Annotated in this window: 19 protein-coding genes; 13 read left to right on the top strand and 6 right to left on the bottom strand. The window is 71.2% G+C overall.

Annotated features, from left to right (window positions below; translation table 11 throughout):
• Positions 1-136: 136 nt before the first annotated feature.
• The 3 genes from ABD747_RS09740 to ABD747_RS09730 form a co-directional block, all read right to left on the bottom strand.
• Positions 137-343, bottom strand: coding sequence for a hypothetical protein (locus tag ABD747_RS09740; protein WP_344803857.1), 207 nt, complete (start codon positions 341-343; stop codon positions 137-139).
• Positions 340-1116, bottom strand: coding sequence for a hypothetical protein (locus ABD747_RS09735; RefSeq protein WP_344803855.1), 777 nt, complete (start codon positions 1114-1116; stop codon positions 340-342). Before ABD747_RS09735 ends, ABD747_RS09740 begins: the two co-directional genes overlap by 4 nt.
• Positions 1117-1223: 107 nt before the next feature.
• Complete coding sequence (locus ABD747_RS09730; protein ID WP_344803853.1) at positions 1224-7139, bottom strand: DUF4011 domain-containing protein; 5916 nt, start codon at positions 7137-7139, stop codon at positions 1224-1226.
• 179 nt (positions 7140-7318) lie between these two features.
• On the opposite strand from ABD747_RS09730, the gene mshA reads away from it, so the two are divergent.
• Positions 7319-8545, top strand: a complete 1227-nt coding sequence (mshA, locus tag ABD747_RS09725; protein ID WP_344803851.1) for a D-inositol-3-phosphate glycosyltransferase — start codon at positions 7319-7321, stop codon at positions 8543-8545.
• 308 nt (positions 8546-8853) lie between these two features.
• On the opposite strand, the gene ABD747_RS09720 is transcribed toward mshA, so the two are convergent.
• Positions 8854-10293, bottom strand: a complete 1440-nt coding sequence (locus ABD747_RS09720; protein ID WP_344803849.1) for an MFS transporter — start codon at positions 10291-10293, stop codon at positions 8854-8856.
• Positions 10294-10365: 72 nt separating this feature from the next.
• On the opposite strand from ABD747_RS09720, the gene ABD747_RS09715 reads away from it, so the two are divergent.
• Positions 10366-10854, top strand: a complete 489-nt coding sequence (locus ABD747_RS09715) for a hypothetical protein (protein ID WP_344803847.1) — start codon at positions 10366-10368, stop codon at positions 10852-10854.
• A 91-nt stretch (positions 10855-10945) separates the two neighbouring features.
• Positions 10946-11851 carry a hypothetical protein gene (locus tag ABD747_RS09710; protein ID WP_344803845.1) on the top strand — a complete coding sequence of 302 codons (906 nt, stop codon included), beginning with the start codon at positions 10946-10948 and terminating at the stop codon, positions 11849-11851.
• Here the strand turns inward: ABD747_RS09710 and ABD747_RS09705 are convergent.
• The gene (locus tag ABD747_RS09705; protein WP_344803843.1) at positions 11799-14765 is read right to left on the bottom strand and encodes a bifunctional [glutamine synthetase] adenylyltransferase/[glutamine synthetase]-adenylyl-L-tyrosine phosphorylase; all 2967 of its coding nucleotides are present in this window, start codon (positions 14763-14765) and stop codon (positions 11799-11801) included. The two genes, ABD747_RS09710 and ABD747_RS09705, sit on opposite strands and share 53 nt — an antisense overlap.
• A gap of 129 nt (positions 14766-14894) precedes the next feature.
• Between ABD747_RS09705 and ABD747_RS09700 the strand changes: the two genes are divergently transcribed.
• Together ABD747_RS09700 and ABD747_RS09695 are read left to right on the top strand one after the other, a co-directional pair.
• Positions 14895-15536: a fasciclin domain-containing protein gene (locus ABD747_RS09700; RefSeq protein WP_344803841.1), complete on the top strand. Its 642-nt coding sequence runs from the start codon at positions 14895-14897 to the stop codon at positions 15534-15536.
• A gap of 95 nt (positions 15537-15631) precedes the next feature.
• Entirely contained in the window at positions 15632-16420 is a 789-nt protein-coding gene (locus ABD747_RS09695) for a sterol carrier family protein (RefSeq protein ID WP_344803839.1), read from the top strand.
• A 150-nt stretch (positions 16421-16570) separates the two neighbouring features.
• On the opposite strand, the gene ABD747_RS09690 is transcribed toward ABD747_RS09695, so the two are convergent.
• Complete coding sequence (locus ABD747_RS09690; RefSeq protein WP_344803836.1) at positions 16571-17908, bottom strand: glutamine synthetase family protein; 1338 nt, start codon at positions 17906-17908, stop codon at positions 16571-16573.
• On the opposite strand from ABD747_RS09690, the gene ABD747_RS09685 reads away from it, so the two are divergent.
• From ABD747_RS09685 to ABD747_RS09650, 8 genes are all read left to right on the top strand, one after another.
• Positions 17907-18149, top strand: coding sequence for a hypothetical protein (locus ABD747_RS09685; protein WP_344803834.1), 243 nt, complete (start codon positions 17907-17909; stop codon positions 18147-18149). The genes ABD747_RS09690 and ABD747_RS09685 overlap by 2 nt on opposite strands.
• A 404-nt stretch (positions 18150-18553) precedes the next feature.
• Entirely contained in the window at positions 18554-19147 is a 594-nt protein-coding gene (locus ABD747_RS09680) for a DinB family protein (protein WP_344803832.1), read from the top strand.
• Positions 19148-19405: 258 nt separating this feature from the next.
• Complete coding sequence (locus tag ABD747_RS09675) at positions 19406-19873, top strand: DUF2231 domain-containing protein (RefSeq protein WP_344803830.1); 468 nt, start codon at positions 19406-19408, stop codon at positions 19871-19873.
• An 83-nt stretch (positions 19874-19956) separates the two neighbouring features.
• Positions 19957-21996, top strand: a complete 2040-nt coding sequence (locus ABD747_RS09670; protein ID WP_344803828.1) for a sensor histidine kinase — start codon at positions 19957-19959, stop codon at positions 21994-21996.
• 154 nt (positions 21997-22150) lie between these two features.
• Positions 22151-23350 carry a sensor histidine kinase gene (locus ABD747_RS09665; protein WP_344803826.1) on the top strand — a complete coding sequence of 400 codons (1200 nt, stop codon included), beginning with the start codon at positions 22151-22153 and terminating at the stop codon, positions 23348-23350.
• A 39-nt stretch (positions 23351-23389) separates the two neighbouring features.
• The gene (locus ABD747_RS09660; protein ID WP_344803824.1) at positions 23390-24058 is read left to right on the top strand and encodes a response regulator transcription factor; all 669 of its coding nucleotides are present in this window, start codon (positions 23390-23392) and stop codon (positions 24056-24058) included.
• Between the two features lies 1 nt (position 24059).
• A complete protein-coding gene (locus ABD747_RS09655) occupies positions 24060-24437 on the top strand; it encodes a response regulator (RefSeq protein ID WP_344803823.1) in 378 nt (125 codons plus the stop codon).
• Positions 24438-24579: 142 nt separating this feature from the next.
• Entirely contained in the window at positions 24580-26334 is a 1755-nt protein-coding gene (locus ABD747_RS09650) for a choice-of-anchor D domain-containing protein (protein ID WP_344803822.1), read from the top strand.
• The last annotated feature ends 5 nt before the right edge of the window (positions 26335-26339 follow it).

Genomic DNA, 26339 nt, shown 5'->3' with positions numbered 1-26339 from the left:
CGGGGGCCTTCGTGTGTCTGCGACCAGGCGACACTCGTCCGGTCGCACGCAGCCCTCGGCGCCGCTGAGCCTGCATCATGCCTGGTCAGCGGCAGCCTCCGGAGCTAGAACTGCTCGAGGGTCGGGACGTGTCCGGTCAGCGAGAGCCGCTGGCTGCTCTGCGGCGTGCGTGAGTAAGACCGCTGCCGATGGCCCAGATCAGCATGACCACAACCACTAGGCCGACGGTGATCAACGTTATCGGCGCACTGAGACCCAGCGACAACACGGTGATCAGGGCCACCCCACCCAGCGGCACGATCGCTCGGCAGCCGATACGGTCCGCATGCTCGTACCAGGTCACTGTGATCGGAGCTCCACGGGAGCAACATATCGGTTGCCTTTGGCGACGTAGAAGCTCTTGGTCAGGATGATGATCGCGTGTTTCCGGCTCTTCGCCTGCGCGTTGCCTATCAGCGCACTTGTCGCGCCACAGCCCGCGATGAGGATGGCCATGCCGGCTCGGATCCCGACATGCTGCAGGATTGCGGCCACCAGCACGGCACCGATCATGCACAAGGTAAGACCCGTCTTGATGTCCTCGGTGTCGCAGGAGTCGTAGAAGTAGTAGTTCGGGGCTCCCGGTCCGAAGGTGAAGTAGGTCGTGTCGCCGGTGCAGTTGGTGCCGGTGCCCGCCGATGCCAGACCCTTGGCGGCGGTCTTGTTGCTCTTGGGCCGGTACTTTGTCACCTTCTTCGACTCGGCCTTGCTGATGTTCTTGATCCGGCCTCCCGAGGTGAGCCAGGCAGCGGCCAGCTCGCGGCGATACGTCGAGTGCTTGCCGAAGCGCTTCCTTGCCTTCTTGTAGTCGAGCGTCCTTCCTTTGGTGTCCTTGTTGATCACATCCCGGGCGATCTTCAGCGCCGCGTACTGCGACGCGCTGACGCTCGCGTCGAACCTGATCCTGGCGGGCGACGTGACCCGTGCCGCGAGTGGTGGCTCCGCGCTGGCCGTGCCGGCCGGCAGACTGAAGAGGGCGACTCCGATCGTCACGATGCCGACGATCAGGGCGCGCAGCATGTCCGTGGCGTACGTCCGGGCGGCGGTCGGTGTCGTTCCATCGATGATGTTGTTCATGCCCGCACACTCCTGAGCGACCGCCCCTTCGTGCCACCCCCGGCAAAATCTGTGGACGACGCTTGGTGATGCCCGAAACCTGTGGACAACCGACAACCGACGACCGATCAGCCGATCGCCGTCACAACCTCACCCCGGACGGCCAGCCGTTCCCGGGCGACCCCGACGCTGAGCGCCGCCGCCAGCCGTTCCCGGGCCGGCTCGGTCAGCCGGTTGCCGCCGAACAGCTTGTAGGTCTGCCGGAACAGTTCGTCCTCGCCGATCCCCATCGCCTGCGCGGCGACGTGGGCCATCGCGTTGGCGATTTCGACCAACGCGATGTCGGCGAGCGGCCGGACCTTGAGGTCGTCGGAGGTGCGGAAGCCGGTCCAGTCCCGCGGGTCGCGCTCGGCGGGCCAGACGAAGCCCTCCTCGCGGTCCCGGCGGACGTCCGGCGACAGCAGCGCCCGGACCTGAGCACGCCGCTCGTTGACCAGGCGGGTGCGGCCGTAGGCCCGCACCACCCGCCGACCGAGTCGCTCGACGCTGATCGGGCCGGACTCGGCGATGATCGCCGCCATCAGCTCAGCGACCCGTTGCCGGGCGCCGGCGTCGTCGTCCAGCCGCTCCAGGACGCCGGCCGGAAAAGGACCGAGCTCGCTCTCCCGATAGGGCTCGGAACCGTCCGACCCGGTCGAACCCGAAAAGTCGTCAGTCGTCACTGCGTCGGCAGCCTCGCCCAGCGTGGCGTTCGCCGGCTCCGGCTCGCGAGGGTCGGATTCTCGGGTTTCGTCGGCTTGATAGGTCGCCCAGGTCGTGGACGCCTCGCTCTCGCCGACCGCTCGGGTGACGTCCGACGATGCCTGCGCCCGGGCCACCAGGTCCCGGACCACCGCGTCCGGGTCCGACAGCCAGGCCGGCAGCCACACCCGAGCGATCCCGGGCCAGCCCATGATCTCGCTCAAGACGCTGACCGGGGCGCCGTCGCGGTCCCCCGTGGTCACCCGCGCGGCCCAGGCCGGGCCGTCCAGCAGCACGGCCAGTGTTGGCGTCTCGCCGCGCCCCGGTGCGGCCACTGCCAGGTCGATCAGGAACTCCGAGAGTCCGACCTCGGTCTGCACGACGCACCCGGCGGCCCGCAGCGCGGCCGCGATCTGCTCCGCGTGCCGGTCCACGGCGACCTCGCTGCGGGCTCGCGCGGGGGCCCCGTGCTTCGCCTGCTCTAGATAGGCCCGCAGGTGCTGGATCCCGACCGACGAGGTCTGCTCGGTCCGCAGGTCCTCCGGCTCGAACGAGGAGAACACCATCACCCGGCGCCGGGCCCGGGTCACGGCGACGTTGAGCCGCCGCTCGCCGCCGGAACGGTTCAGCGGGCCGAAGTTCAGCGGGAGCACGCCGTCCTCGCCGACGGAGAAGCCGGTGGAGAACACGATCACGTCCCGCTCGTCGCCCTGCACGTTCTCCAGATTCTTCACGAACAGCCCGTCGTCCTTCAGCGCCAGCGCCTCGCGCACCCCGTCGACGTCGCTGTCCCAGAGCATCCGCTCGATCAGCGCTCGCTGCTGGATGTTGAAGGTGACCACACCGATCGAGCGCTCCCGCTGCCGCCAGCGACGCAGCACCTCCTCCACCACGGCCGTCGCCTCGACCGGATTCGTCCGCACCAGCCCCTTGTCGGTCCCCTTCCGACCGGAGCGCAGGAACGTCCCCGGCACCCGGGTGAAGCTGATCCCGGTGTCCAGCGCCTGCCCCGGGAACGCGGGGAACGAGGACAGCCGGCCCTCGTAGTACTGCGCATTGGAGAAGCTGATCAGGCTCTCGTCGCGGCTGCGGTAGTGCCACGACAGCCACAGCCGGGGCAGCCCGGCCTGCACGCACTCGGACAGGATGCTTTCCTCGTCCGGCACGAGCAAGAAGTCGGATCGGTCGGTGTCGACCACCTCGTCGTCGCTGCCCAGCTGGGCGAAGGAATAGGGCGGCATCTGTTTGGAGTCGCCGGCCACGACGCACGCCGCGGCCCGGCCCAGCGCGCCGATCGCGTCCGGCACGGTGATCTGGGACGCCTCGTCGAACACCACCAGGTCGAACTCCATCGCGTCCGGCGCGATGAACCGGGCCAGCGAGTCCGGGCTCACCAAGACGCAGGGGGTGATGGCCGAGATCACCTCGCCGTAGGTGCTGATCAGCGACCGAACGCTGAGGCCACCCCGGGTCCGTCCGATCTCACGCTCCAGCGCCCCCACCCGGCCGAACACCGTGCCGGTGCCGAACGGTCGCGCGTCGATCAGTGACCCCGGCAGCACGGTGGTGAGCGCCGAGCGGACCGCGTCGCTCCCGCTCAGGAAGCGTCCGATCGACCGGTCCTGGGCACCGGCGTCGAACGCCCGGAATCCGCCGGCCTCCCAACGCTCGGCCTGAGAGCCTTGCGCCAGTCCGCGTTCCAGCGCGGCCACCGCGTCCGAGCTCGGCACCTCCCCGGCGAGCAGCTGCCACCGTGCCTCCGGCAGGTCCGCGGCCAGCGCGTCGACCGCGGCCGCCGCGCGCACCCAGCGGCGCAGACCGCCGGCGTTCGGCAGGTCCGCCGAGCGCGCGGCGGACCCGGCGTTCCAGGCGGCGAGCAGACCGGTCCCGCCGTACGCGCGCTGGTCGAGCACCCGACTGCGCGCGGCGGCGAGCACCGGTGCCATCCTGGCCAGTGCCTCGGTCAACGCAGCCTGGACAGGGCCGGCGAGCGGCGGCTCGTCGCGACGGACGGTCAGCACCCGGGCGGTGACACTCGGCTCGAGCCGGCCGAACGCGTCCCGGTGCGCGTCGAGAACGGACAACTCGTGCGCGAGCCGGTCGGCGCCCTCGGGCGCGAGCAGATTCAGCGGCGGCAGCCACCCAATCCCGGGCAGCGCCTGCCAGCTCTGGAGCAGAGCAGCATGCTGTCCGGCGAGTCCGGCCAGCCGGTCGACCCGGGCAGGAAGTTCCTTGGGCGGCACGGTCCGGCCCGGGCGGAGGTGGGCCAGCACCGGGGCCGCGGCCGCCACGAGGCGGCCCTTGCGGCCGAGGAAGAACGACGCCTGAGCCACCCGCAACGCCTGCCGGACCGGCTCGAGGTCCACGTCGAGCACGGTAGGCGCGAAGTCGGCCAGGTCGGTGCCGGCCGACTGCTGCAGCGCGGCGGTGCGCGCCGACAGCTCGGCCCGGGCGGCCGACCAGCGGGCGGTGGTCAGCTCGGCCAGCACGTCACCGCTGCCGACCGCGGACAGCAGCCGGCTCAGATCGGTCAGCTCCTGCCAGTCCCGCGCCTGCCGGAGCAGCTCGCGCGAGCCGGGAAGGCTGCTGTCGGCTGCCGACAGCGCGCATGCGAGCGCCGCCTCGGCCGCCGGCAGCGCCGCGATCAATCCGGCCTGGTCGACCGGCTCCGGACCACCCCCGACGAAGCCCCAGGCCAGGACCGTTTCCGGGTCGAGGACGGCCAGGTCGCCGGTCGCACCGACGACGACCCGGCGGAGCTCGTCCAACCCCGGCCCGGCGTCGTCGGTCTCGTCGCCGAGCACGGCCGGCGAGACCGTCAGCGACGGTCCCGTGCCACGGGCCAGCGCGGTCGCGCGGGCGCTCCACAGCGACAGCCCGGCACGGTTCGGGCGGTGCAGCCGTTCGGCGTACGTCCGCAGCCCCGAGGCCGAACCCTCGACCTCGCCGAGCGCGGCGCGATAGCCGTCCAGGTCGGGACGTACGCGTTGGGCCAGCGCGGTCTTCAACCGGGCCCGAACCTCGGCCGGGCGGGCGTTGTGGTCGTGCAGGTCGAGGGCATACGGGAGCAGGCCGATCTCGCCCAGCCGGTGCCGGACCACGTCCAGCGCGGCGCCCTTCTCGGCGACGAACATCACCCGGCGACCCTGGGTCATCTGATCGGCCAGGATGTTGGTGATTGTCTGCGACTTGCCCGTGCCCGGCGGGCCCTCGAGCACGAAGCTCTGCCCGGCGCGCGCGGCGGCGATGGCCTGCGCCTGGGACCCGTCCGCCGGGATCGGCGCCGCGGCCACGATTCCGTCCAAGCGGGCGACCCCCGCGGGGTCGTCGAGCGCGGCGCGGGTCGGCCGGTCCGGTTCGGGCAGGTCCGTGATCCGGCCGTCCAACAGCTGCCGGACCAGCGGTCGCTGGACGAACCGTTCCCAGTGCTCGTCCAGATCGCGCCAGAGCAGGAACCCGGTGAAGCCGCCGATGATCAGCCGGGCCTCGCTCTCCACCCGGAACGCCAGCCCGGACGCCGCGATCGCCTCCCGGAACGTCTTGATCGCCGCGCCGACGTCGACCCCCTCCCCGTCGGCCCGGGTCGGCAGCTCGTCCAGGCCCGGCACCGTGAAGCCGAACTCGACCCGCAGCTTCTCCAGCAGGGACAGGTTGACGCTGACCGCGCCGGCCGGGTCCGCGGCCAGCCGGAACGGCATCACCACGCCCTTGATGTCGACCGGCAGGAGCAGCAGCGGGGCCGCCAGCTTGCGGTCGCCGAGCTCCCAGTCCAGCCGGCCGAGGGTGAGCATCAGCGGGTTGGCGCCGGTCTCCTCCCGGCCGGTCCGAGCCCGGTAGCGCAGCCGGGCGAACGCCCGTTCGTGATCGCCCCGGGCGTGCCCGGAGTAGATGGTCGACTTGCCGACCAGCATCGCCCGCTGGACGTCGGCGGGGAGGGCGTACGCGTCGCCGGCGCCCTCGGTGACCACCGCCCCGGTGAGGTCGTCGACCGCCCGGACCGACACCGTACGTCCGTCCTGGAGCTGGTCGGCCAGCGCACCCAGGTGCTCCGGCGGCAGCAGCAGCGGCACCTGGGTCATCGGCTGGCGCAGGTTGAGCAGCTTGTTGCGCAACGTCAGGTCGAGCAGCGCGTTCTTCCAGGCCTGCACCCGCGGCGGCACCGGCTCGGCGGCGGGTCTGGTGCGAACCGGCGCGTCGGCGGTGCCGGCGCTCGAACCCGGCGGCGTGGACGGCTGGGCCGGCGGGACGTACTCGATCACCTCGACCACACCGTCGGCCCGCTCCCGCCGCGCGGGCAGCGGATAGACGTGCAACATCCGCGCCATCCCGATGTCGACGACGCCGAGCAGCTCGGACGTACCGCCGAGGAAGTAGTGATCCCGCGGCGCCTGCCGGGCACGGCGGACCAGGTCGCGGGGCGGCCGGCGCTCGCGGGTGACCATGGTCGTCTCGAGGACGCCCATCAGCTCCAGGTCGACCGCGTTGGCGGGCACCGCGACCTGCGTCGTCGCGGCGTCCGGCAGGCCATGCTCGGGCTCGCGCCAGTAGCCGAGGAAGGCATGACCCAGTGCCATCCAGAGCACCGGTGTGACCCCGACGTGCTCCAGCGCGGAGGCGAGCAGCAGGGTGGTGTCCAGGCAGGTCCCGACCCGGTCGGTCAGGACGTCGCCGGGAGTCCGGACCTTCTGGCCGTAGCCCCAGCTCGCCGGCGGCTCGGCGTAGAAGACCTGCCGGTCGTGCACGGCGGTGAAGACGGCGGCGACGATCTCGTCGATCCGCTCCGGCTCGGCGTAGTGGACGCCCAGCGAGCCGCTCCCGGTGGCGTCGGCGAGCAGCCGCGCCGCCTCGGAGATCAGCGGCGACAGCGCGGGATGGTTCGGCTGGACGAAGGCCGCCAGCAGCTCCAGGGACAACACCGGCGAGGCCGGGTCGAGGACCCACTGCCGGGCCGCGAGCACCCGGATCGGGTGGGTACCGCTCGCGATCGACGTACCGCCGGCGGCGACCTCGACGACGATCTCGGCAGCGGTCTCCTCCTCGACGCCGGCCAGATAGGCCGGGTCGGGGCGTACGGCCGGCTGCTCGATCGCCAGCGGCACGCCGGGATCGAGCCGCTCGGCGAAGTGCTGCCACGGCCGGCTCAGCACGGTGCCGAACGCGTCCACCACCCGGGCGCTGACCAGGATCTCGGACAGCGGGCTGGTCGACGCGACCACGATCCGGTGCAGGAACGGCAGCCCGTTGTGGGCCATCGCGTGATTCAGCTGAGGTGCGGCGAGCACCTCGATCGTCACGCCGGCCATGCAGGAACCCTAGTTGCCGCCACCCGTCTCCCCCCGGCACCGCTCTGGGAAACTGTGCAGCTCTCGCAGCCCGCGTCGGCGTGTCGCTGCAACAGCCGCACAGTTTTCCGGGACGGAAGGGGCGGGGGTACGCTCGTTCGGCGGTGACCCAGGCACGAGTGGGTCCGTGGAGGTGAGGCGTGACGCTCGGTTACCCGCGGCGGGTCGCGATGATCAGCTTGCACACCTCGCCGCTGGCGACGCCGGGGGTCGGTGATGCCGGCGGCCTCAATGTGTACGTCGGTGAGCTCGCCCGGCGGCTCGGCGAGCGCGGGCTCAAGGTCGACGTCTTCACCCGGGCCGACTCCGACGGACCGGACGTGGTCGAGCTGAACGAGCACACCCGGGTGGTGCATCTGCCGGTCGGGCCGCGCGGCCCGGTGCCCAAGGAGGCGCTGCCCCGGCTGGTGCCGGACTTCGCGGCCGCGCTCGAGCCGGTGATCGAGCGGTACGACCTGGTGCACTCCCACTACTGGCTGTCCGGCGTGGCCGGGCTGGAGCTGAAACAGCGCCACGGGCTGCCGTTGGTGCACACCATGCACACGATGGCCCGGGTGAAGAACGCGGCGCTCGGTGGGGCGCAGCAGGCCGAGCCGGACGTCCGGGACCGGGGCGAGGCCGCGATCGTGGCGGCCGCCGACGGGCTGACGGCCAACACCGGTGACGAGGCGGCGGAGCTGATCACCCACTACGGCGCGCGACCGGACCAGATCACCGTGGTGCCGCCCGGCGTGGACCTGCACACGTTCCATCCCTGCGACCAGCCGAAGTCACGGGCGCAGCTGGGTGTGCCGCTGCGCGCGCAGGTGATCTTGTTCGTCGGCCGGGTGCAACCGCTGAAGGCACCGGACGTGTTGATCAAGGCGGTGGCCGAGCTGGTCCGGGCCGATCCGGACCGCCGCGAGCGGCTGCGGCTGATCATCATCGGCAGCCCGAGCGGGCCCGATGCGGACTGGTCCCGGACGCTGCCCCCGCTGGCCGAGGAGCTCGGGGTCGGGGACCTGGTGGACTTCCGCCCGCACTCGGCCCGCGCGGAGCTGTTCCGCTGGTACTGCGCGTCCGACCTGGTCGGGGTGCCGTCGTACAACGAGTCGTTCGGGCTGGTCGCGCTGGAGGCCCAGGCCTGTGCCCGGCCGGTGGTGGCGACCGACGTCGGCGGGCTCCGGCATGCCGTCGACGACGGCCAGACCGGCTATCTGGTGGCCGGCCACGGTGCGCACGACTGGGCCAAGGCGATGGCGGCCGTGCTGGACGACCCCGACGAGGCGCTCCGGCTGGGAATCAACGCGGCGATCCACGCCTCCGCCTTCAGCTGGGACAACACCGCCGCCGCCACATTGGGCGCATATCACCGCGCCGTCTGCTAGGTCCGCACTCCCGCCGGAACCCGCCCGTCCTGCCCCCTCCGGAAACTGTGCAGCTGTTGCAGCCCCGACCGGCGTGTCGCTGCCAGATCTGCACACTTTCCCGCGGACGAGCGGGTCAACGGGGCGCGCAGCGGGCGCCGGCCCACAAGATCACGTGGGCGAGCGTCGGGTAGCGGAGCGCCTGGCTCTCATTTCCGACCGAACGAACAGCCCCGCCCCGACGGCGGCAGCGGCACAACGCCGGGGCTGTGAGTGAGGGAGAAAGTGAGAGTCAACGGGGCGCGCAGCGGGCGCGAGCCCACAAAGAACTAAGCCGCGGTCAGGGGCTTGGCGATGTCTTCCAGGGACTGGCGCTCGGCCTTGACCCCGAAGACCGCCTGGATCACTCCGCCGATGATCATCAGCACGGCGCCGATGTAGTAGCCGATCGCGATCTTGGTGATGTCGCCGGAGCCGCTGGCGTTCTGGATGAGCGCACCGAACAGCAGCGGACCGGTGATGCCGCCCGCGGCCGTACCGATCGCGTAGAAGAACGCGATGCACATGGCCCGGGTCTCCATCGGGAAGATCTCGCTCACCGTCAGGTACGCCGAACTGGCGCCGGCGGAGGCGAAGAAGAAGATCACCGCGCCGGCCGCGGTCAGCGTGATCGCGGTCAGGTTGCCCAAGATCAGTCCGGTGATCGCCAGCAGCACTCCCGACAGCAGGTACGTGCCCGCGATCATCGGCCGCCGCCCGACGGTGTCGAACAGCTTGCTCAGCAGCAGCGCGCCGAGGAAGTTGCTGACGGCGAAGACCGCGATGTAGCCGCCGGTCTGCTTCACCCCGAGGAAGGTGGTCAAGGTGTCGCCGTAGGTGAAGAAGAAGGCGTTGTACAGGAACGCCTGGCCGACGAACAGCGCGAAGCAGACCAGCGTCCGTTTGGGGTAGGAGGCGAACACGGTCTTCGCGATCAGCCCCATCCCGATCGAGCGGCGCTGCCGAACGGTGATCGTGCCCTCCGGCTCGGCCAGGTCGTGGCCGTCGGCGCTGATCCGCTTCTCGATGTCGTCGACCACCTCCTCCGCCTCGTCCTCCCGGCCGTGGATGAACAGCCAGCGTGGACTCTCCGGGACGTGCCGGCGGACCAGCAGCACACCGACGGCGAGCACCGCGCCCAGCCCGAACGCGATCCGCCAGCCGTACGCGGGGTTCACCAGGGTCGGATCCAGCAGGGGCAGGGTGAGCAGGGCCCCGGCCGCGGCGCCGACCCAGAACGACCCGTTGATCACCACGTCCACCCGGCCGCGGTAATCCTTCGGGATCAGCTCGTCGATCGCGGAGTTGATCGCCGCGTACTCGCCGCCGATGCCGGCGCCGGTGAAGAACCGGCAGACGAAGTACCACATCGGGTTCATCGAGAACGCGGTCAGCACGGTCGCGATCGTGTACAGCACCAGGGTAATGATGAACAGCTTCTTCCGGCCGAACCGGTCGGTCAGCTGGCCGAAGACCAGCGCACCGAGGCAGGCACCTGCGACATAGACCGCGCCGGCCAGGCCGATGTCGAAGTTGCTCATCCCGAGCCCGGTGTCGGCGGGCTTCAACGCCTCCGACATCGAGCCGACGATGGTCACCTCGAGGCCGTCCAGGATCCACACGGTGCCCAGCCCGATGATGACCATCCAGTGGAACCGCGCCCAGGGCAGCCGGTCCAACCGGGCCGGGATGTTCGTGGTGACCGTGCCGATCTCGACGTCCGACGACATATTTCCTCCCTGATCCGGCGCGCTGGCGCCCGGAGACCCACTACCCGATCCCCGGGCTTCTACCCTGGAGGCATGCGCAGCGGACCGATCCGGACGGCCGCGGCGTTCCTGCTGCTCGCACTCGCCGGCTGTACGTCCCCGTCTCCGGCCTGCACCGAGATCGGGTCGCCGTCGGGCATCAGAGTGGTCGTGGTCGATGATCTTGCCGGCCACCTGACGAGGCTCGGCCTGGACGTCTGCTCCGATGGCAAGTGCCGCACGGTGTCGGTCGAGCTGACGCCAGGGATGACCACTCGCGCCGATGACTGCCCGATGACCTCCGACGACTCCAGCTGCTCCGCGACAGCTGTGCCTGACGGGACGCTAGTCGGCTTCGCGGCGATCGACGAACTGACCGCGGGCCATACGAGCGTGGGTGCCACGGCGACAATCGCGGGCAAACAGCGGACGTTCGACGCGATCACCGTCGACGTGACCACCACCTACCCCAACGGCCAAGCCTGCCCGGCCGGAGGAAATCAGGGCAGTCTGGAAGTGCGCCGGACGGGTCTCGTCGGCTGAGGTTGTCCACAGATCTCATCCGGTTCCGAGCTGTCTCCACAGATTTCCGCGCGGGCGGCACGATCGGGGGTGAGATCCCGAGTGTGTCGGCATGACCGGCCTACCAGATCCCGTCGCCCACATCCTCGCGCAGCGGCGGGTGATCGGGCGGCGGGAGCAGCCCGAGCTCGCGCGCGTTCTCGACGGGCTGCGCGCCCGCGGGCAGCTCGTCGCCGTGCTGCCCGGTTGGTATGCGCCACCCGAGTTGCGGAACGACCCGTGGACCCTACTGGCGGCGATCCAGCGGGCCGATCCGGCAAGCATCGTGATCGGACGTGCGGCGGCGAGATTGACGTTCTGGCCCGATCTGCCCGTCGAGGAGGTGGAGGCTGCCGTCTCGCGGCGACGGACGCGCCAGCGCGGATATCGATTCGAGAAACGGCAGGTGGATCCCGTCCATGTCATCCGGACCCGAGGGGTTCGGGTCACGATCCCCGCGCTCACCGCCCTCGACCTGGTCCCGCGGCTAGGCGGCGACGTGATCGACCACGTGCTCCGCGCCGGAGCCGCGGACCTGGCGACGCTGCGGTGCGTGCTGACTGAGACCTCGTATCGGGCGGGCAACACCGAACGAGCACGGGCCCTGCTCGACTCCCGCGACGGCGGCTGGTCCGGCGGGGAGCGCCGGCTGCACGCGATCCTGCGGGAAGCCGGCATCACCGGCTGGGTCACCAATCTGCGGGTCGAGCTCGAGGAAGGCGTCCGCTTCCTCGATGTCGCGTTCACCGGGCCGCGACTGGGTATCGAACTGGACGGTTGGACCTATCACGGTCGCTACTACGCGGACTTCGTCGCCACCATGCGACGGCACACCGCGATCGAGGCGGCCGGCTGGCGAGTGCTTCACTTCACCGCCGACGACCTGGACGACCCACGGTGGCTCATCGGCAAGGTGAGAGAATTATTCAGGAGACGCCCCAGAACACCCGGTCCACTACGCCGCGGGCACGCCGGGTGACCCGGCGATAGTCCGCCAGCAGGTGCGATGCCTCGCTCGGGCCGTAGCCGAGCAGCTCGGCCAGCGCGGCCAGCTCCCGGGTGTCGGTCGGCAGCGAGTCGGAGCCGCGGCCCCGGACCAGCATGATCGCGTTGCGGATCCGGCTGGCCAGCAGCCAGGCCGCCTCCAGGTAGCCGGCGTCCTCGACCGGGATCAGCCCCGCGTCTCGCGCGGCGCCGAGAGCCACCATCGTCTTCGGGGTGCGCAGGGCCTCGTGGTCATAGCCGTGCTGGAGCTGCAGCAGCTGGACGGTCCACTCGACGTCGGCCAGACCGCCGGGGCCGAGCTTGGTGTGCTTGGCCGGATTCGCCCCGCGCGGCAGCCGCTCGGCCTCCACCCGCGCCTTGAGCTTGCGGATCTCCGACAGCTGGGCCGAGGTCAACCCGCCCTGCGGCCACCGCTTCGCGTCGATCAGCTCCAGCAGCTCCCGGCCAAGCTCCAGATTCCCGGCCGGAGCATCCGCCCTGATCAGGGCCTGCATCTCCCAGGTGGACGACCACCGGCTGTAGTAGTTGCGGTACGCCCCGAGGGACCGGATCAGGGCACCGCCCTTGCCCTCCGGCCGCAGGTCGGCGTCCACGCTGAGCACCGGGTCGGCGCCCGGCCGGGTGAGCAGCTTGCGCATTTCGGTGATCACCGCACCGGCGATCTTGGTCGGGTCGCCGGAGGACACGTCCTCGTCGTCCATCACGAACATGGCGTCCGCGTCGGAGGCATATGACAGCTCTCTGCCACCCCAGCGGCCCATCGCGATCACCGCGATCTCGGGCACCCGGGACGCCTCCGCGGAGCGCCGGGCCACCTGCAGCGCGGCGTCGATCGTGGCCGACGCCAGCTCGCTCAACGCCTCACCGACCGCCAGCACGTCGTTCAGGCCGAGCAGGTCACCGGCGGCCACCCGGAACAGCTCGCGCCGCCGGATCGCCCGGATCGCCTCCACCGCGGCGACCGGTGACTCCTGCCGCCGGGCCGCGGCGTGCATCTCGACCTCGAGGTCGGCCAGCGACCGCGGCTTCAGCTCGTCGTCGTCGGCGAGCATCTGGACCGTCTGCGGTGCTCGGGTCAGCAGCGAGACCGCATACCGGCTCGAGGCGAGGATCCGGGCGAGCCGCTCCGCCATCATCCCCTCGTCGCGGAGCGCGCGGAGATACCACGGCGTGGTGCCGAGCGCCTCCGAGACCTGCCGGAACGCCAGCAGCCCGGCGTCCGGATTCGGTCCGGCGGCGAACCAGCCGAGCATGGCCGGCAGCAGCTGGCGCTGGATCTCGGCCTGCCGGGTCACCCCCTGCGACAGCGCCGCAATGTGCCGCAGCGCCGCCTTCGGGTCTGCATAGCCGAGCGCGCGCAGCCGGTCCTGGGCGGCGTCGGTGGTCAGCCGCAGCTCCGAGGACGGGATCCTCGCCACCGCTCCGAGGAGTGGGGAGTAGAAGACCCGTTCGTGCAGGGCGCGCACCCGCTGGGTGCAGGACCGCCAGGTGCTCTCCACCCGGGCCGCAGGATCGGCGAAGTCGAGGGAGCGGCCGATCCGGCGCAGATCCTCCTCGCCCTCGGGCAGCAGATGGGTCCGGCGCAGGTTGAACAGCTGCACCCGGTGCTCCAGCGTGCGCAGGAACCGGTAGGACAGGGCGAGGCTCTTGCCGTCCTCGCGGCCGACGTACCCGCACTCGACCAGCGCCCGCAGGGCCGGCAGGGTGGCGCGGATCCGGACCCGCTCGTCGACCCGGCCGTGCACCAGCTGGAGCAGCTGGACGGAGAACTCGACGTCGCGCAGTCCGCCCCGGCCGAGCTTCAGCTCCCGGGTCGCCTCCTTCGCCGGGATGTGCTCGATCACCCGCTTGCGCATGGCCTGGGTGTCGGCGACGAAGTTCTCCCGCTCGGCGGCCCGCCACACCATCGGTGCCACCAGGTCGACGAAGTCCTGGCCGAGCGCGAGGTCGCCGCAGGCCGGCCGCGCCTTGAGCATGGCCTGGAACTCCCAGGTCTTGGCCCACTTCTCGTAGTACGTCCGATGACTAGACAACGTCCGGACCAGCTGTCCGGCCTTGCCCTCCGGCCGCAACGCGGCGTCGACCTCCCAGATCGTGCCGGCCGCCGTGTGGGCGGAGCAGACCCGGGTCAGGTCGGCCGCCATCCGGGTGGCGAGCGTGATCGCCTGCGCGGGTGAGATGAGCGGTTCGCCGTCCTCGCCGAGAACGGGCTCGGCGACATAGAGCACGTCGACGTCGCTGACGTAGTTGAGTTCCTGCGCACCGCACTTGCCCAGCGCGATCACCGCCAGCCGGCACTTCAGCGCCTCCGGCCCGCAGCGCGCGCGGGCGATCGACAGCGCCGTCTCCAAGGTGGCGTCGGCGAGATCGGACAGCTCGTCCACGACGGTGTCGAAGGACTCGATCGGCTCCGGCTCGCACAGGTCGCGGGTGGCGATCCGCAGCAGCGCACCGCGGTAGGCGATCCGCAGCCCGTCGCCGGTGAGGTCCTCAGCCTGCGGGGCGGTCGAGTCCGGATCGGCGCCGACGGAGCGGAGCAGCTCGGCCCGGAGCTCGCCGGCGGAGGACTGGACGACCGGGTCGGCCAGCAGCTCGACCTGGTCGGGATGGGCGATCAGGTGCCGCCCGAGCGACGCGCTGGCGCCCATCACCCGGGTCAGTTGCTGGGCGAGGGTCGGCGAGCCGACCAGCATCGCGGGCAGGTCCGGCCGGGCGGAGGCCAGCCGGTCGAGGGTGGACAGGGCGAGGTCCGGGTCGGCGACGTCGGCGAGCAGGTCGAGGATCTCCGCCGACTCCGAGCCCCACTCGGCCAGCAGCCGCTCGGCCGTCGCGGAGTCGCTGAAGCCCAGTCGGGCCAACCTGCCTTGCGTGGTCTGGATCCGGTCCACCCGGCGATGCTATCCGGCCGACATTCTTTCGTGACCCAGATCACAGACTGCGCATCCGCTGTGCCGGCCCGTCGAGAAAGCCGTGACGGAAGGACCGCCAACGGGGGCGGTTCGAAGGGAGTTCGATCCATGAACGGAGTACGCCGCCTGACCGCGCTCGCCGCCGGTCTGGTGCTCACCGCCGGCGCCGCGCTGATCACCGCCGCACCGGCCGACGCCCACAGCAAACACCGGCTCGGCCAGTCGAGTCTGGCCGCCCTGCTGGCCAAGGACGGCTCCGGGTTCGACAAGGACTGGAACGACTACGACATCCTCGACAACGCCGTCCGGGCCGTGCTGACGGCGGACCCGAAGTCGCCGGTCGCGGTCCTGGCCGACGGTTCGGTGCCGCTGACTGCGTTCCTGCCCACCGATCGGGCGTTCCGGCGGCTCGCCTCGGACCTGACCGGCAAGTCGTACTCCAGCGAGTCGGCGGTCTTCGCCGACGTCGCGTCGCTGGGGATCCCGACGATCGAGAACGTCCTGCTCTATCACGTGGTGCCGGGCAAGACGATCACCTACCGGGCCGCGCTGCGGTCCAACGGGGCGAGGCTGTCGACCGCGCTGTCCGGCTCCTCGATCACGGTCTCGGTGCGCTACTGCATCTTCGTCAAGCTGGTCGATGCCGACCCCGACGACGCGAATCCGTACGTCGTCCAGCCCAACCTGAATCGCGGGAACCGGCAGATCGCGCACGGGATCGACCGGGTGCTCCGCCCGGTCGACTTGTAGGCCGGTCGGGGCGAACGCGGCTCCACCCGCCCTCCGCCGGTCCGGGACCACTTGTAGCGTGGCGGCTCGGACCGGCGGGCGGAGGGATCGGGGCGATGGCTGACAAGCAGGCGAGAGCGAGCGCGGTCCTGCTGGCCCAGGGTCGGCTGCTGGTCGACTGGCTGGGCACGCTGCCGGCCGGGGAGTTCGATCGGCCGAGCGTGCTGCCGGAGTGGGACGTACGGACGCTGACCGGACACCTGGTGCTGATCATCGCCGGATTCGAGCTGCTGCTGGGCCGGCCGACGGCCGAGCGTCCGGTGCCCGCGGACGAGCTGGTCCGGCGCTACCGCCGCGACGCCGACCAGATCCAGGCGCGGACCCTCGACGCGACCGGCGACAGCACCGGACCGGAGCTGGCGGCGCGCGCCGCCGCGGCGCTGGAGTCGCTGGCCACCGCGCTGGCCGGGCCGCTGCCGGTCGCGCTGGACTCCCCGCGCGGCCCGGCGACGACGCTCGACTTCACCGAGACCCGGGTGGTCGAGCTGGTCGTCCACAGCGACGACCTCAGCCGCTCGCTGCCCGACCGCGATCCGGTGCCGCTGGACCGCTCGGCGCTGGGCTCGACCGCGCGCACGCTCACCGCGATCCTGGCCGGGCAGTCCCCCGGCCGCTCGATCGAGGTCCGGGTGCCGCCGTACGCCGCGGTGCAGTGCGGGCTGCCCGACGATCCGGGCCCGACCCACACTCGGGGCACACCCCCGAACGTGGTGGAGACCGACGCCGTCACCTTCCTGCGGCTCGCCACCGGACGTACGTCGTGGGCCGAGGCCCGGGCCGCCCGCTCGGTCAAGGCCAGCGGCCGGCAGGCCGACCTGTCCCCGGTCCTCCCGCTGCTGAGTTGAGCCGTCGTCGGTCGGACGACGTCACTACGTGTCGCCCTTCGACAGGCTCAGGGCACGTTCGGGCGGGTGCGCCGTTCGCACAGCTACGCGCGCTGAGCCTGTCGAAGCGCACGTAGCTGCTGCCCCGTCGACAGGCTCAGGGCACAGAGCTCAGAGGACGGGAAGCAGGCGGAGGAGCTCCATCGGGGTGACCTGGCGGCGGTACTCGTCGAACTCCGCCCGCTTGTTGCGCAGGAAGAAGTCGAAGACGTGCTCGCCGAGGGTCTCCGCGACCAGGTCGGAGCGCTCCATCACCCGGATCGCCTCGTCCAGGTTGCGCGGCAGTGGCTCGATGCCGAGAGCCCGGCGCTCTCGCTCGGTGAGCGACCAAACGTCGTCCTCCGCGCCCTCCGGCAGCTCGTACTCGCCTTCGATCCCGGCCAGCCCGGCGGCCAACATCAGCGCGAACGCCAGATACGGGTTGCAGGCCGAATCGACCGAACGCAGCTCGACCCGGGCCGAGGCGCCCTTGTTCGGCTTGTACATCGGCACCCGGACCAGCGCGGACCGGTTGTTGCGGCCCCAGCAGATGTAGCTCGGCGCCTCGCTGCCCCCGACCAACCGCTTGTAGCTGTTCACCCACTGGTTCGTCACCGCGGTGATCTCCGCGGCGTGCCGGAGCAGTCCGGCGATGAAGTAGCGCGCGGTCTTGGACAGGTGGTATTCCGCGCTGGCGTCGTAGAACGCGTTGTTGTCACCCTCGAACAGCGACATATGGGTGTGCATCCCCGAGCCGGCGTGGTCGGTGAACGGCTTGGGCATGAACGAGGCGTTGATCCCCTGGGACAGGGCGACCTCCTTGACCACCACCCGGAAGGTCATCAGGTTGTCCGCCATCGACAAGGCATCGGCGTAGCGCAGGTCGATCTCCTGCTGACCGGGCGCGCCCTCGTGGTGGGAGAACTCCACCGAGATGCCCATCTGCTCGAGCATGGTGATCGCCCGGCGGCGGAAGTCGCTGCCGGTGCTCTGCGGGGTGTGGTCGAAGTAGCCGGAGGAGTCGACCGGGACCGGCGGCTCCCCCGGGATCACCGGATCCTTGAACAGGAAGAACTCCACCTCGGGGTGGGTGTAGAACGTGAACCCGAGATCGGCGGCCTTCTTCAGGGTCCGCTTGAGGACATAGCGGGGGTCCGCGTACGACGGCGAGCCGTCCGGCATCGCGATGTCGCAGAACATCCGGGCGGTGGCCGGGCTGGTGTCGCGCCACGGCAGGATCTGGAACGTGGACGGGTCGGGCCGGAGCACCATGTCGGACTCGTAGACCCGGGCGAACCCCTCGATCGCGGAGCCGTCGAAGCCGAGGCCCTCGGCGAATGCGCCCTCCAACTCGGCCGGCGCGATCGCGACCGACTTCAAGAATCCCAGTACGTCGGTGAACCACATCCGAACGAACCGGACGTCGCGCTCCTCGATGGCCCGCAACACGAACTCGGTCTGCTTGTCCATGCCCGCAAGTCTGCCGATCACTGTGTTACAGCGTTGTTACGCGGTCGTCGAGCCGGGTCGATCCGCGGATGATCAACCGGCCGACCTCCGGCCGGTGCTCCGGGAGGCGTTCGCTTCTGAGCATCGCGAGCATGGTTTCGACGGCTCGCCGGACGAGGATCCCCCGTTCGCCACCGACCCCGGCACGCTGCTCACCACCAAGATCGCCCGGACCGTGATCGCGGGCGAACTCCACACCTGAGACCCGCGGCGCGCAGTCCTCCTCCGATCGGGGGACGGCCGCTTCCCCCGCACAGAGGGTCGATCGGCGGACTGACCGGGACTCCCCCGTCCAGCAGAGTGTCGGTCATCGGATCCAGTCCACACCACCGAAGGAGATCCACCGCCATGATCCTCACCACCCCGCTCACCGTGATTCCCGACGGAACCCCGATCTCGCTCACCTTCATCGCGGCGGCCCTGTCGTTCCTGCCGTCCCTCTTCGGCTTCTGACGCGCCGAACCGCCGCCGCGCGGGAGGGTCGGCCCGCGCGCACCATGCCGGGAGGGCGCCGGCCCCCGGTGACGCCGCCGAGGCCCCGCGATCAGAGCCCCCATCCGCCGCCGCCGGCGCTACGGCCTAGCGTCAGGCGGTATGCGGCGATTCATGGACGAAGACCTGAAGGGTGCCGAGTTCCGGGAATGCGAGTTCGACGGGGCGCGATTCGTCGGAGTCCTCATGCAGGACGTCGCGATCGACGGCCTTGTGGACCATCTCGTCGTCAACGGCGTCGACGTGACCGCGTACGTCGGCACGGAGCTCGACCGGCGCCATCCCGTACGAGTGCTGATCCGCTCCGACGAGCCCGCCGATCTGCGAGCGGCCTGGCGGCAGCTCGACGCCGACTGGGAGGCGACGATCTCTCTGATCCGCCGGACACCCGGCGTCGAGCATGAAAGCGTCAACGGCGAGTGGTCGGCGGTGCAGACGCTGCGGCACCTCGTCTTCGTGCACGACTCGTGGTTCCGGCGCTGCTGCCTCGGCTCGACCGCACCGTTCACCCCGATGGGCATCGGGCCCTCGGTCGAGCCCTACCGCGAGGCGCACGGTCTCGACCTCTCGGTCGAGCCGAGTCTCGACGACGTGGTCGGGGTGCGCCGGGCGCAGGCCGCCGAGCTGGCGTCGTGGCTGGCATCGGTCACGCCGGAGCAACTCGCGGCGACCGCACCCGTTCCCGACGACGACGTCTGGCCGCCGTAGGCCCGAGGTCGCACGGTGCGACGGTGTCTCGGCACCGTGCTCACCGAGAACTGCGAGCACCACCGCTTCACCGTCCGCGACCTGGACCTCATCGACGACCGCGACGCCTCGCGCGGCTGACGGACCCAGCCGACCGGCGCCCAGGCGCCCGTGGCACCTCCTCCTCGACAGCGCACCAGCACCGCCGTCGGCGCTCAGAAACGTCCAAGAAAACCTGCGGAAGGTTGGTCCTGCCATGACCGAGTCGAGGAGCCGACCATGATCACCATCTTTGGACTTCCGCTGCATCCCCTGATCGTGCACGCCACCGTCGTGATCGTCCCGACGGCCGCGATCGCCGTGCTCGCCTACGTCGTCTGGCCGAGGTTTCGAGGCTGGCTCGGGTGGGGCGTCGTAGCCCTGGCGGCCGCCGCGCTGCTGTTGGTGCCGCTGACCACGCAGTCGGGCGAACAGCTCGAGCATCAGCTGGGCCGCTCCGCTCTGATCGAGCGGCACGCGCAACTGGCGGACAGCCTGCTCCCCTGGGTGATCGCGCTGCTCGTCGGAGCGATCGGGACGTACCTCTGGCGCCCGGGTGCCCCACGGCTCACCCGTGGTGCAGTCCTGCCGCGCTGGCTCATCGGCCTGGCCCTGGTGGTCGCCGTCGTCGCCGCCCTGGGCACACTGGTGGATGTCGTGTTGGTCGGGCACAGTGGCGCAACGGCGGCGTGGTCCGGGGTCGGCTGAGCCCCGGTGCGATCGTGACGCTGCGCATCCCGCGCCTGGGTGAGGAAGCCTGGCCGGCACGACGGCGGTGAGGGAGGCCGGCCGTGATCGAGCAGCGTCGCAGCACGATCGCGATCCGCCTGCTCTTCGCCGGCTACGCGGTTGCGGTCGGCCTCTGGCTACTGCTCGGCGTCCTGACCCTCGTCGTCCGCCCGAGCATTGCCCCGGTACCCGCCGGTGAGGCGGTGATGGAGTACGCGTTCAGTCTGCTGAACCTGAGCCTCGCCCTGCTGCTCTTCGCCCGCCGACCCGACGACCTCGTGCCGAGACTGCTGGCGTTCGCCCTGCTGGGAACCGCGGCCACGTTCAACATGCCCAGCCATCGGGCGTTCTACCTGATCGGCACCCCGTGGCCGGTGCAGCTGATCCATTTCGCCATCCACATCACCTCGGGCGTGTGTTATGTCTGGGCGGTCGTGCTCTTCCCGGACGGGAGCTGGCCTCGCCGGATCCGGCTCGGCCGGCGTACGACCTGGGTGATCGTGGGCTTGTGGACGCTGGCCGTGGCCGTGATCAGCTGGCGCGGCAGCTTCTTGGCCCATCCCCAGTTCTTCATGGTCTTCTTCGGCATCGCCGTGCCGATGCTCGGCATCGGTGCCCAGACGCTCCGGTTGCGCGACGACCGGGCGGACGCTCAGCAGCGAGCGGTCGCCCGGCTGATGGGCGCGGCGCTGCTGCCGTCGCTCGCCGGAGGGTTGCTCTGGCTGGGCGGCCGCTGCCTGGTCTTGCTGGGGCAGCCCGCGGCCGCGACCTTCTGTGCCCGGATCGAGGACCTGTTCCCGGCGCTGTTCGCGATCGTGCCGATCGTCCTCGTCGCCGGCGTGCTCCGGTATCGGTTGTGGGACATCGACCGGCTGCTCAGCCGGGTGCTGCTCTACGGGGCCCTGTCGCTGGGCGTCGGCGGCTGCTACGTCGTGATCGTCGCCCTCGCGTCGCGGCTGGGCGGCGACGGCCTGTGGCCGACGGTCGTTGCGGCGACGGTCGCCGTGGCGCTGGTCGAACCGCTCCGGCTGGCGGCTCGGCGGTGGGCCAACCGGGTGGTGTTCGGCCAGGAGCTCAGCCCGACCGAGGCAACCCGCAGCCTGATCTCCGGCCTGGAACGGCTGAGTGCCGGACGTGAGATCGACCAGCTGGCCGCCGTCGCCCTTGCCGCGACCCGGGCCTACGACGCGTCCATCTGGCTCGACGACAACGGCACAACGGTTCGGCTGGCACACGCCGGGCCCGGCCGGCGAACCGAGCTGGCCCGGCACGACGAGGTCTGGCCGATCCGGTACGAGGGTGCGGAGCTCGGCAGCCTGACGCTCGGCGTGGTCGACGGTGAGCACCTTCCGCAGGCCGACCGGGCAACCGCGGCACGGATCGCCGATCATGCCGGTCTGGTCCTGCACAACGCTCAGCTGACCGTCCGGCTGGTCGACCGGGTCGCCGAGCTCGCCGATCGTACGGAAGCGCTGCGGCAGACTCGCCTCCGGCTGGTCGCGGCGCAGGACCAGGAACGCTACCGGCTCGAACGCGATCTGCACGACGGCGCGCAACAGGCGTTGGTCGCGGCGGTGATCGGCGCCGCGGCCCTCCGACCACCGATGGACGAGGCGGCGTGCGACGAACTGCACGAGGTGCTGCAGACCGCCCGGCACGACCTGGACGACGTGCTGGCCGACGCGCCGGCGGCCCTGGCTCGAGGTCTCGGCCCGGCGTTGCGCGATGCCGCCGCACTCGCCGAGCGCGGCGGGCTGGTCGTCTCGGTCGACCAGAGCGGCACGTGGCCGGTCGACTCCGAGGTCGAGTCCGCGGTCTACTACTGCTGCCGGGAGGCGCTGCAGAACGTTGCCAAGCACGCACACGCGCGGCATGCCCGGGTCGGGCTGGTGCTGGGACCCAGGGTGCGGTTCTCGGTCGCCGACGACGGCACCGGGATCGATCCGGGCTCGGCCACCGACGGCGCCGGTGGCCTGCTGCAGCTCGGTTCCCGGCTCGCGTTGCTCGGCGGCACCCTGACGGTCGAGAACGGCCCCGGCGGAACCGGAGTCGTGGTCCGCGGATCGATCCCGGCCCGCGCGAGCGAACAGGAAACACCGTGAGCGAGCGTCGAGTAGGCGCGCCGGTCTTCCGTGGTCGCGGAACGGAAGGCAAGATCGAGGCGAGCCATCGTCTCCGCGAGGCGAGCGGGCCTTCCGGGCCGTGGCCGCGGACGACCGGCTTCCCGGCGCCGGGCACGAGCGAACAGGAAACACCATGAGCAAGGTCGGCTGGACGGCCGGAGTGCTGCGCGGGCTGCTCGCGCTGGTCCTGTTCGCGATCTTGGCGCTCGGCTACCGGGCCGCGACCGGGCGTACCGATCGACCGCCCTGGTGGGGAGTGCTGGCGGCGACCGTCGTCGTCGCCGTGGTGCTCTGGCTGGTCCAGGAACCGGTGGAGCGGCTGGCGAATCGTGTGGTGCATCGGCAGCGCGCCGACGCCGAGGCCTCGATGGACGCTTTGCTGCGGAGCATGGCCGATGCGTTGCCGGTCGACGAGGTCGTGGTCCGGCTGGCCGAGGCCGCCGGACGGAACCGGCAGCGCGCCGAGGTACGTGTCTGGCTGGCCGACGGCTCCTCTTGGGGTCAGGCGTGGCCGTCGGGCCAAACCGCCGACACCGTGGCCTATCGGGTCGACGTCCGGCACGGCGAGGACCGGGTCGGCGAGATCGAGATCGCCGCCGGCGCGGAGCCGTTGACGCCGTTCGACCGCCGGCTGCTCGACGAGCTGGCCGCTCCCGCCGGCGTCGCGTTGTCGACCGTACGGCTGACCGTGGACCTGCGCCGGCGCGAGGCCGAGCTGATGCAGCTGGGCGAAGCACTCGCCGCGTCGACCACGAGACTGAGGGAGGCTCGCGCCGAGCAGCGGCATCGGCTGCGGGCCGAGGTCGAGCACCGCGTGTCGCCGCACCTCGTCGCGGCGACGGACGAGCTGGCCGCCGACCGGCCCGATCCGGCGATCGTCCGGCAGGAGGCGAGCCGGGCGCTGGACGAGCTCCGCGTCCTGGCCCGCGGCATCCACCCACCGCGGCTGTCGGAGGACGGCCTGGTCGCCTCGCTCGACGGGTGGATGGAGCGCCACGATCGTCTGCTGAGGATCACCGGCGCCGCCGGCGAGGCCGTGCCCGACCAGGTGCTGCGGGCCGCGTACTTCTGCGTGGTGACCCTGCTCGACACGCTGGTGGACGCCGGGGCGGAGGAGTTGCAGCTCGGGTTGTCGGACGACGACGCCGTGCTCCAGCTCCAGGTCGGCGGCCGGATCGCCGCACCGGCTCAGCCGGATCCGAGCGCCGTCCGGCTGGTTCGGGACCGGCTGGAGGCCTTCGACGGCAGCCTCACGTCATCATTGACCCACGACATGATGACCTTCACTGTCCGACTGCCCCGAACACCGAACCCCGAGCGGCCAGCGCCATGACCGCCACCTCCCACTCGTTCGTCACGAGAGGCTCCGCCGATGACCGTCCGGCTGATCGTCGCCGACGACAACTTCCTCGTCCGCGAGGGAACCTGTCGGCTGCTCGGCGGTGCGGACCGGCTCGAGGTCGTCGCGGCCTGCGCCGACTACGACCAGACCGTCTCCTCGATCGCCGCCACCGGCCCTGACGTCGTGCTCACCGACATCCGGATGCCGCCGACGCGAACCGACGAAGGGTTGCGGATCGCCGAGGTGTGTCGCAGCGCGTCGCCACCGATCGGCGTGCTGCTGTTGAGCCAGTATGCCGAGGCGGGATACGTGAAGGCGCTGCTGGCCCGCGGCACCGAGGGCCGCGGCTATCTGCTCAAGGAACGGGTGGGCGATCTGGACGAGTTGGTGCAGGCGATCGAGGCCGTGGCGGCGGGTGGGTCGGCCATCGATCCCAAGGTGGTGGAGGCGCTGGTCGCCGGCCGGGCCCGCGGCGGCAGTACGGCGCTCGCCTCGTTGAGCCCGCGGGAACGTGAGGTGCTCGCCGCGATCGCCCAGGGCAAGACGAACACGGCGATCGCGGGAAGTCTCTTCCTCAGCCAACGCGCCGTGGAGAAGCACATCAACTCGATCTTCGCCAAGCTCGACCTGAGCGGCGATCAGCACAACCATCCCCGGGTCCGGGCGGCCCTGATGTTCCTTGCCGACGACGGGGGCTGAGATGGCATCGGTGATCGTCGTCGACGACCATCCGCTTGCCCGGCGGGCGGCGTCGGCCCTGGTCCGGTCCAGCGCGTCGCTGGAGCTGGTCGGCTCCGCGGCGTCCGGGGCGGAAGCACTGGAGCTGGCCGAACGGCTGCGGCCGGATGTGGTGATCATGGACGTCCGGATGCCGGACCTCGACGGCATCGAGACCACCCGGCTGTTGCTCTCCCGGCTTCCCGACGTCCGCGTCGTGCTGATCTCCACCGGCATGGTCGGCGACCTGCCACCGGGCATCACCGACTGCGGCGCCGCCGGGTTCGTCAGCAAGCAGGATCTGACCCTGGACAGCCTGACCGCGGTGATCGACGGCCGGGGCCGCACAGCGCAAACCTGATCGCGGACCGCCACGCACGGGGGTGCCAGCACCCCCTCCGGGATCGACAGGTCCGCACCATCGTCGGAGCTCCGCATTTTCGCGACAGTTGTGACATCGATCCGCAAGGGGCGGGTCAGAGAACAACTCGGGAGCTCACATCATGATCAACAGCAGCATGATCAACAACAGCAGCTTCGTCCGGCGGGCGCTGGTCGCGCTCAGCGTGCCGGCCACCTTGGTGGCAGCCGCGATCGGCACGACGATGCCGGCAAGCGCCGACGTGCCGTTCGGCACGCCGCACCAGCTGGTCCAGCAGGCCGCCGACGGCGAGCTGAACTGGACGGTGCCGCAGGGCACCAGCTCGGTCCACGTGCATCTGGTCGGCGGCTCGGGCGCCGACGGCGGAACCGGGGCCGGATCGCCGGGAGGCACCGGCGGTCACGGTGCCATCGTGGACGAGACCATCGCGGTGAAGGCGGGACAGCACCTCGACCTGCTGCCCGGGACCGCGGCCGGTCCGGACGGTGCCGAGCACTCCTACGGTGACGCCCACGGCGGCCGCGGCGGCCACGGCGATCTCAACGGCAACGGCGGTCGCGGCGGTGCGGCCACCTGGGTCACCCTCGACGGCCGGGTGATCGGCGTCGCTGCCGGCGGCGGTGGCGGCGGCGGCGGCGGGGCCGTCTTCAGCTATGCCGGCGGCAACGGCGGGGACGCCGCCCACGGCGGTTCCGGCGGCTCGGGCGCCGGTGCCGGGAGCGGCGCGTCCGGCAACATCGCCGGCAGCTCCGACATCTACCACGGCGAGGACGGCAAGGACGCGCCCAGCGCGAGCTTCGCCGGCGGCGGCGGTGGCGGCGGTGGCGGCTGGAACGGTGCCGCGCTCGGCGGCGGCCACGCCGGCGGGACCGGGACGTACGGCGGTGGCGGGGGCGGCGGGGGGGCCGGCGGCCTGTCGTACGCGATCGAGGCGAACGCCACCTTCGACAGCCGCACCGTCAGCGGTGACGGCCTCGTCCTGCTCGAGTGGGCGACGGGCTCGGAGACCACCTCGACCCTGACCGCACCGGCCTCGGCGCCACAGGGAACTCCGGTCACGCTGACCGACACGATCTCGCCGGCGCTGACCGGCGGCCCGGCGATCGGCGGCACGGTGACGTTCGAGATGATCGACATCAACTCGTACGTGAAGACCACGATCGGCACCGCGGACGTCGTCGACGGTGTCGCCAAGCTCACCACCACCTCGCTGCCGCCCGGTCAGTACCAGGGGATCCACGCGATCTATGCCGGCGATGCGAGCTACCTGGGTTCGACCAGTGACTTCGTCTACCCGAAGATCACCGCTCCGATCCAGACGGTGAGCCTCAACCCGACCTCGCTCGCGTTCGGCAGCCAGACACTCAACACGACGAAGACCAAGGACGTCCAGCTCACCAACACCGGCAGCGTCGACCTGACCGCGACCTCCGCCGGCACCGACAACGCCGACGTCAACATGCCCAACACGACCTGCAGCACGCTCAAGCCCGGCGACTCCTGCACGGTCACGATCTCCTACCGGCCACACCAGCTCGGCCCGATCAGCGCGCACATCACGCTCAACACGACGTTCGGCGCGTTCAGCATTCCGGTGACCGGGACCGGGATCGCTCCGGCGCCGGCGGTGACCAAGGTCTCGCCGAGCTCGGGCAGCCATCGCGGCGGCACCCGGATCACCGTCACCGGGACGAACCTGACCGCGGTCCGCTCGATCACGGTGGGCGGAGTCAAGGCCACCGCCGTCTCCTGCACCTCCGCGACCAGCTGCCAGGCCACCACCCCGGCCGGCACGGTGGGCACCCACCATGTCCGGGTGACCACGGCAACCGGTACGTCGCCGAAGGTCTCGGTGGACCACTTCACCTACAAGTGATCCGT

The organism is Microlunatus ginsengisoli, assembly GCF_039537205.1.
Taxonomy (GTDB): domain Bacteria; phylum Actinomycetota; class Actinomycetes; order Propionibacteriales; family Propionibacteriaceae; genus Microlunatus; species Microlunatus ginsengisoli.
The sequence above is the reverse complement of the archived record's forward strand: the minus strand, read 5'-3'. Positions and strand labels throughout refer to the sequence as shown.

Excerpts from the sequence above, each read along its gene's own strand:
- ABD747_RS09690 (WP_344803836.1), bottom strand. The coding sequence starts at position 17,908 with ATGGACAAGCAGACCGAGTTCGTGTTGCGGGCCATCGAGGAGCGCGAC.
- ABD747_RS09715 (WP_344803847.1), top strand. The coding sequence starts at position 10,366 with ATGCGCAGCGGACCGATCCGGACGGCCGCGGCGTTCCTGCTGCTCGCA.
- ABD747_RS09680 (WP_344803832.1), top strand. The coding sequence starts at position 18,554 with ATGGACGAAGACCTGAAGGGTGCCGAGTTCCGGGAATGCGAGTTCGAC.
- ABD747_RS09695 (WP_344803839.1), top strand. The coding sequence starts at position 15,632 with ATGGCTGACAAGCAGGCGAGAGCGAGCGCGGTCCTGCTGGCCCAGGGT.
- ABD747_RS09685 (WP_344803834.1), top strand. The coding sequence starts at position 17,907 with ATGCCCGCAAGTCTGCCGATCACTGTGTTACAGCGTTGTTACGCGGTC.
- ABD747_RS09700 (WP_344803841.1), top strand. The coding sequence starts at position 14,895 with ATGAACGGAGTACGCCGCCTGACCGCGCTCGCCGCCGGTCTGGTGCTC.
- ABD747_RS09735 (WP_344803855.1), bottom strand. The coding sequence starts at position 1,116 with ATGAACAACATCATCGATGGAACGACACCGACCGCCGCCCGGACGTAC.
- ABD747_RS09675 (WP_344803830.1), top strand. The coding sequence starts at position 19,406 with ATGATCACCATCTTTGGACTTCCGCTGCATCCCCTGATCGTGCACGCC.
- ABD747_RS09660 (WP_344803824.1), top strand. The coding sequence starts at position 23,390 with ATGACCGTCCGGCTGATCGTCGCCGACGACAACTTCCTCGTCCGCGAG.
- ABD747_RS09655 (WP_344803823.1), top strand. The coding sequence starts at position 24,060 with ATGGCATCGGTGATCGTCGTCGACGACCATCCGCTTGCCCGGCGGGCG.
- ABD747_RS09710 (WP_344803845.1), top strand. The coding sequence starts at position 10,946 with ATGACCGGCCTACCAGATCCCGTCGCCCACATCCTCGCGCAGCGGCGG.
- ABD747_RS09720 (WP_344803849.1), bottom strand. The coding sequence starts at position 10,293 with ATGTCGTCGGACGTCGAGATCGGCACGGTCACCACGAACATCCCGGCC.
- ABD747_RS09665 (WP_344803826.1), top strand. The coding sequence starts at position 22,151 with ATGAGCAAGGTCGGCTGGACGGCCGGAGTGCTGCGCGGGCTGCTCGCG.
- ABD747_RS09730 (WP_344803853.1), bottom strand. The coding sequence starts at position 7,139 with ATGGCCGGCGTGACGATCGAGGTGCTCGCCGCACCTCAGCTGAATCAC.
- ABD747_RS09650 (WP_344803822.1), top strand. The coding sequence starts at position 24,580 with ATGATCAACAGCAGCATGATCAACAACAGCAGCTTCGTCCGGCGGGCG.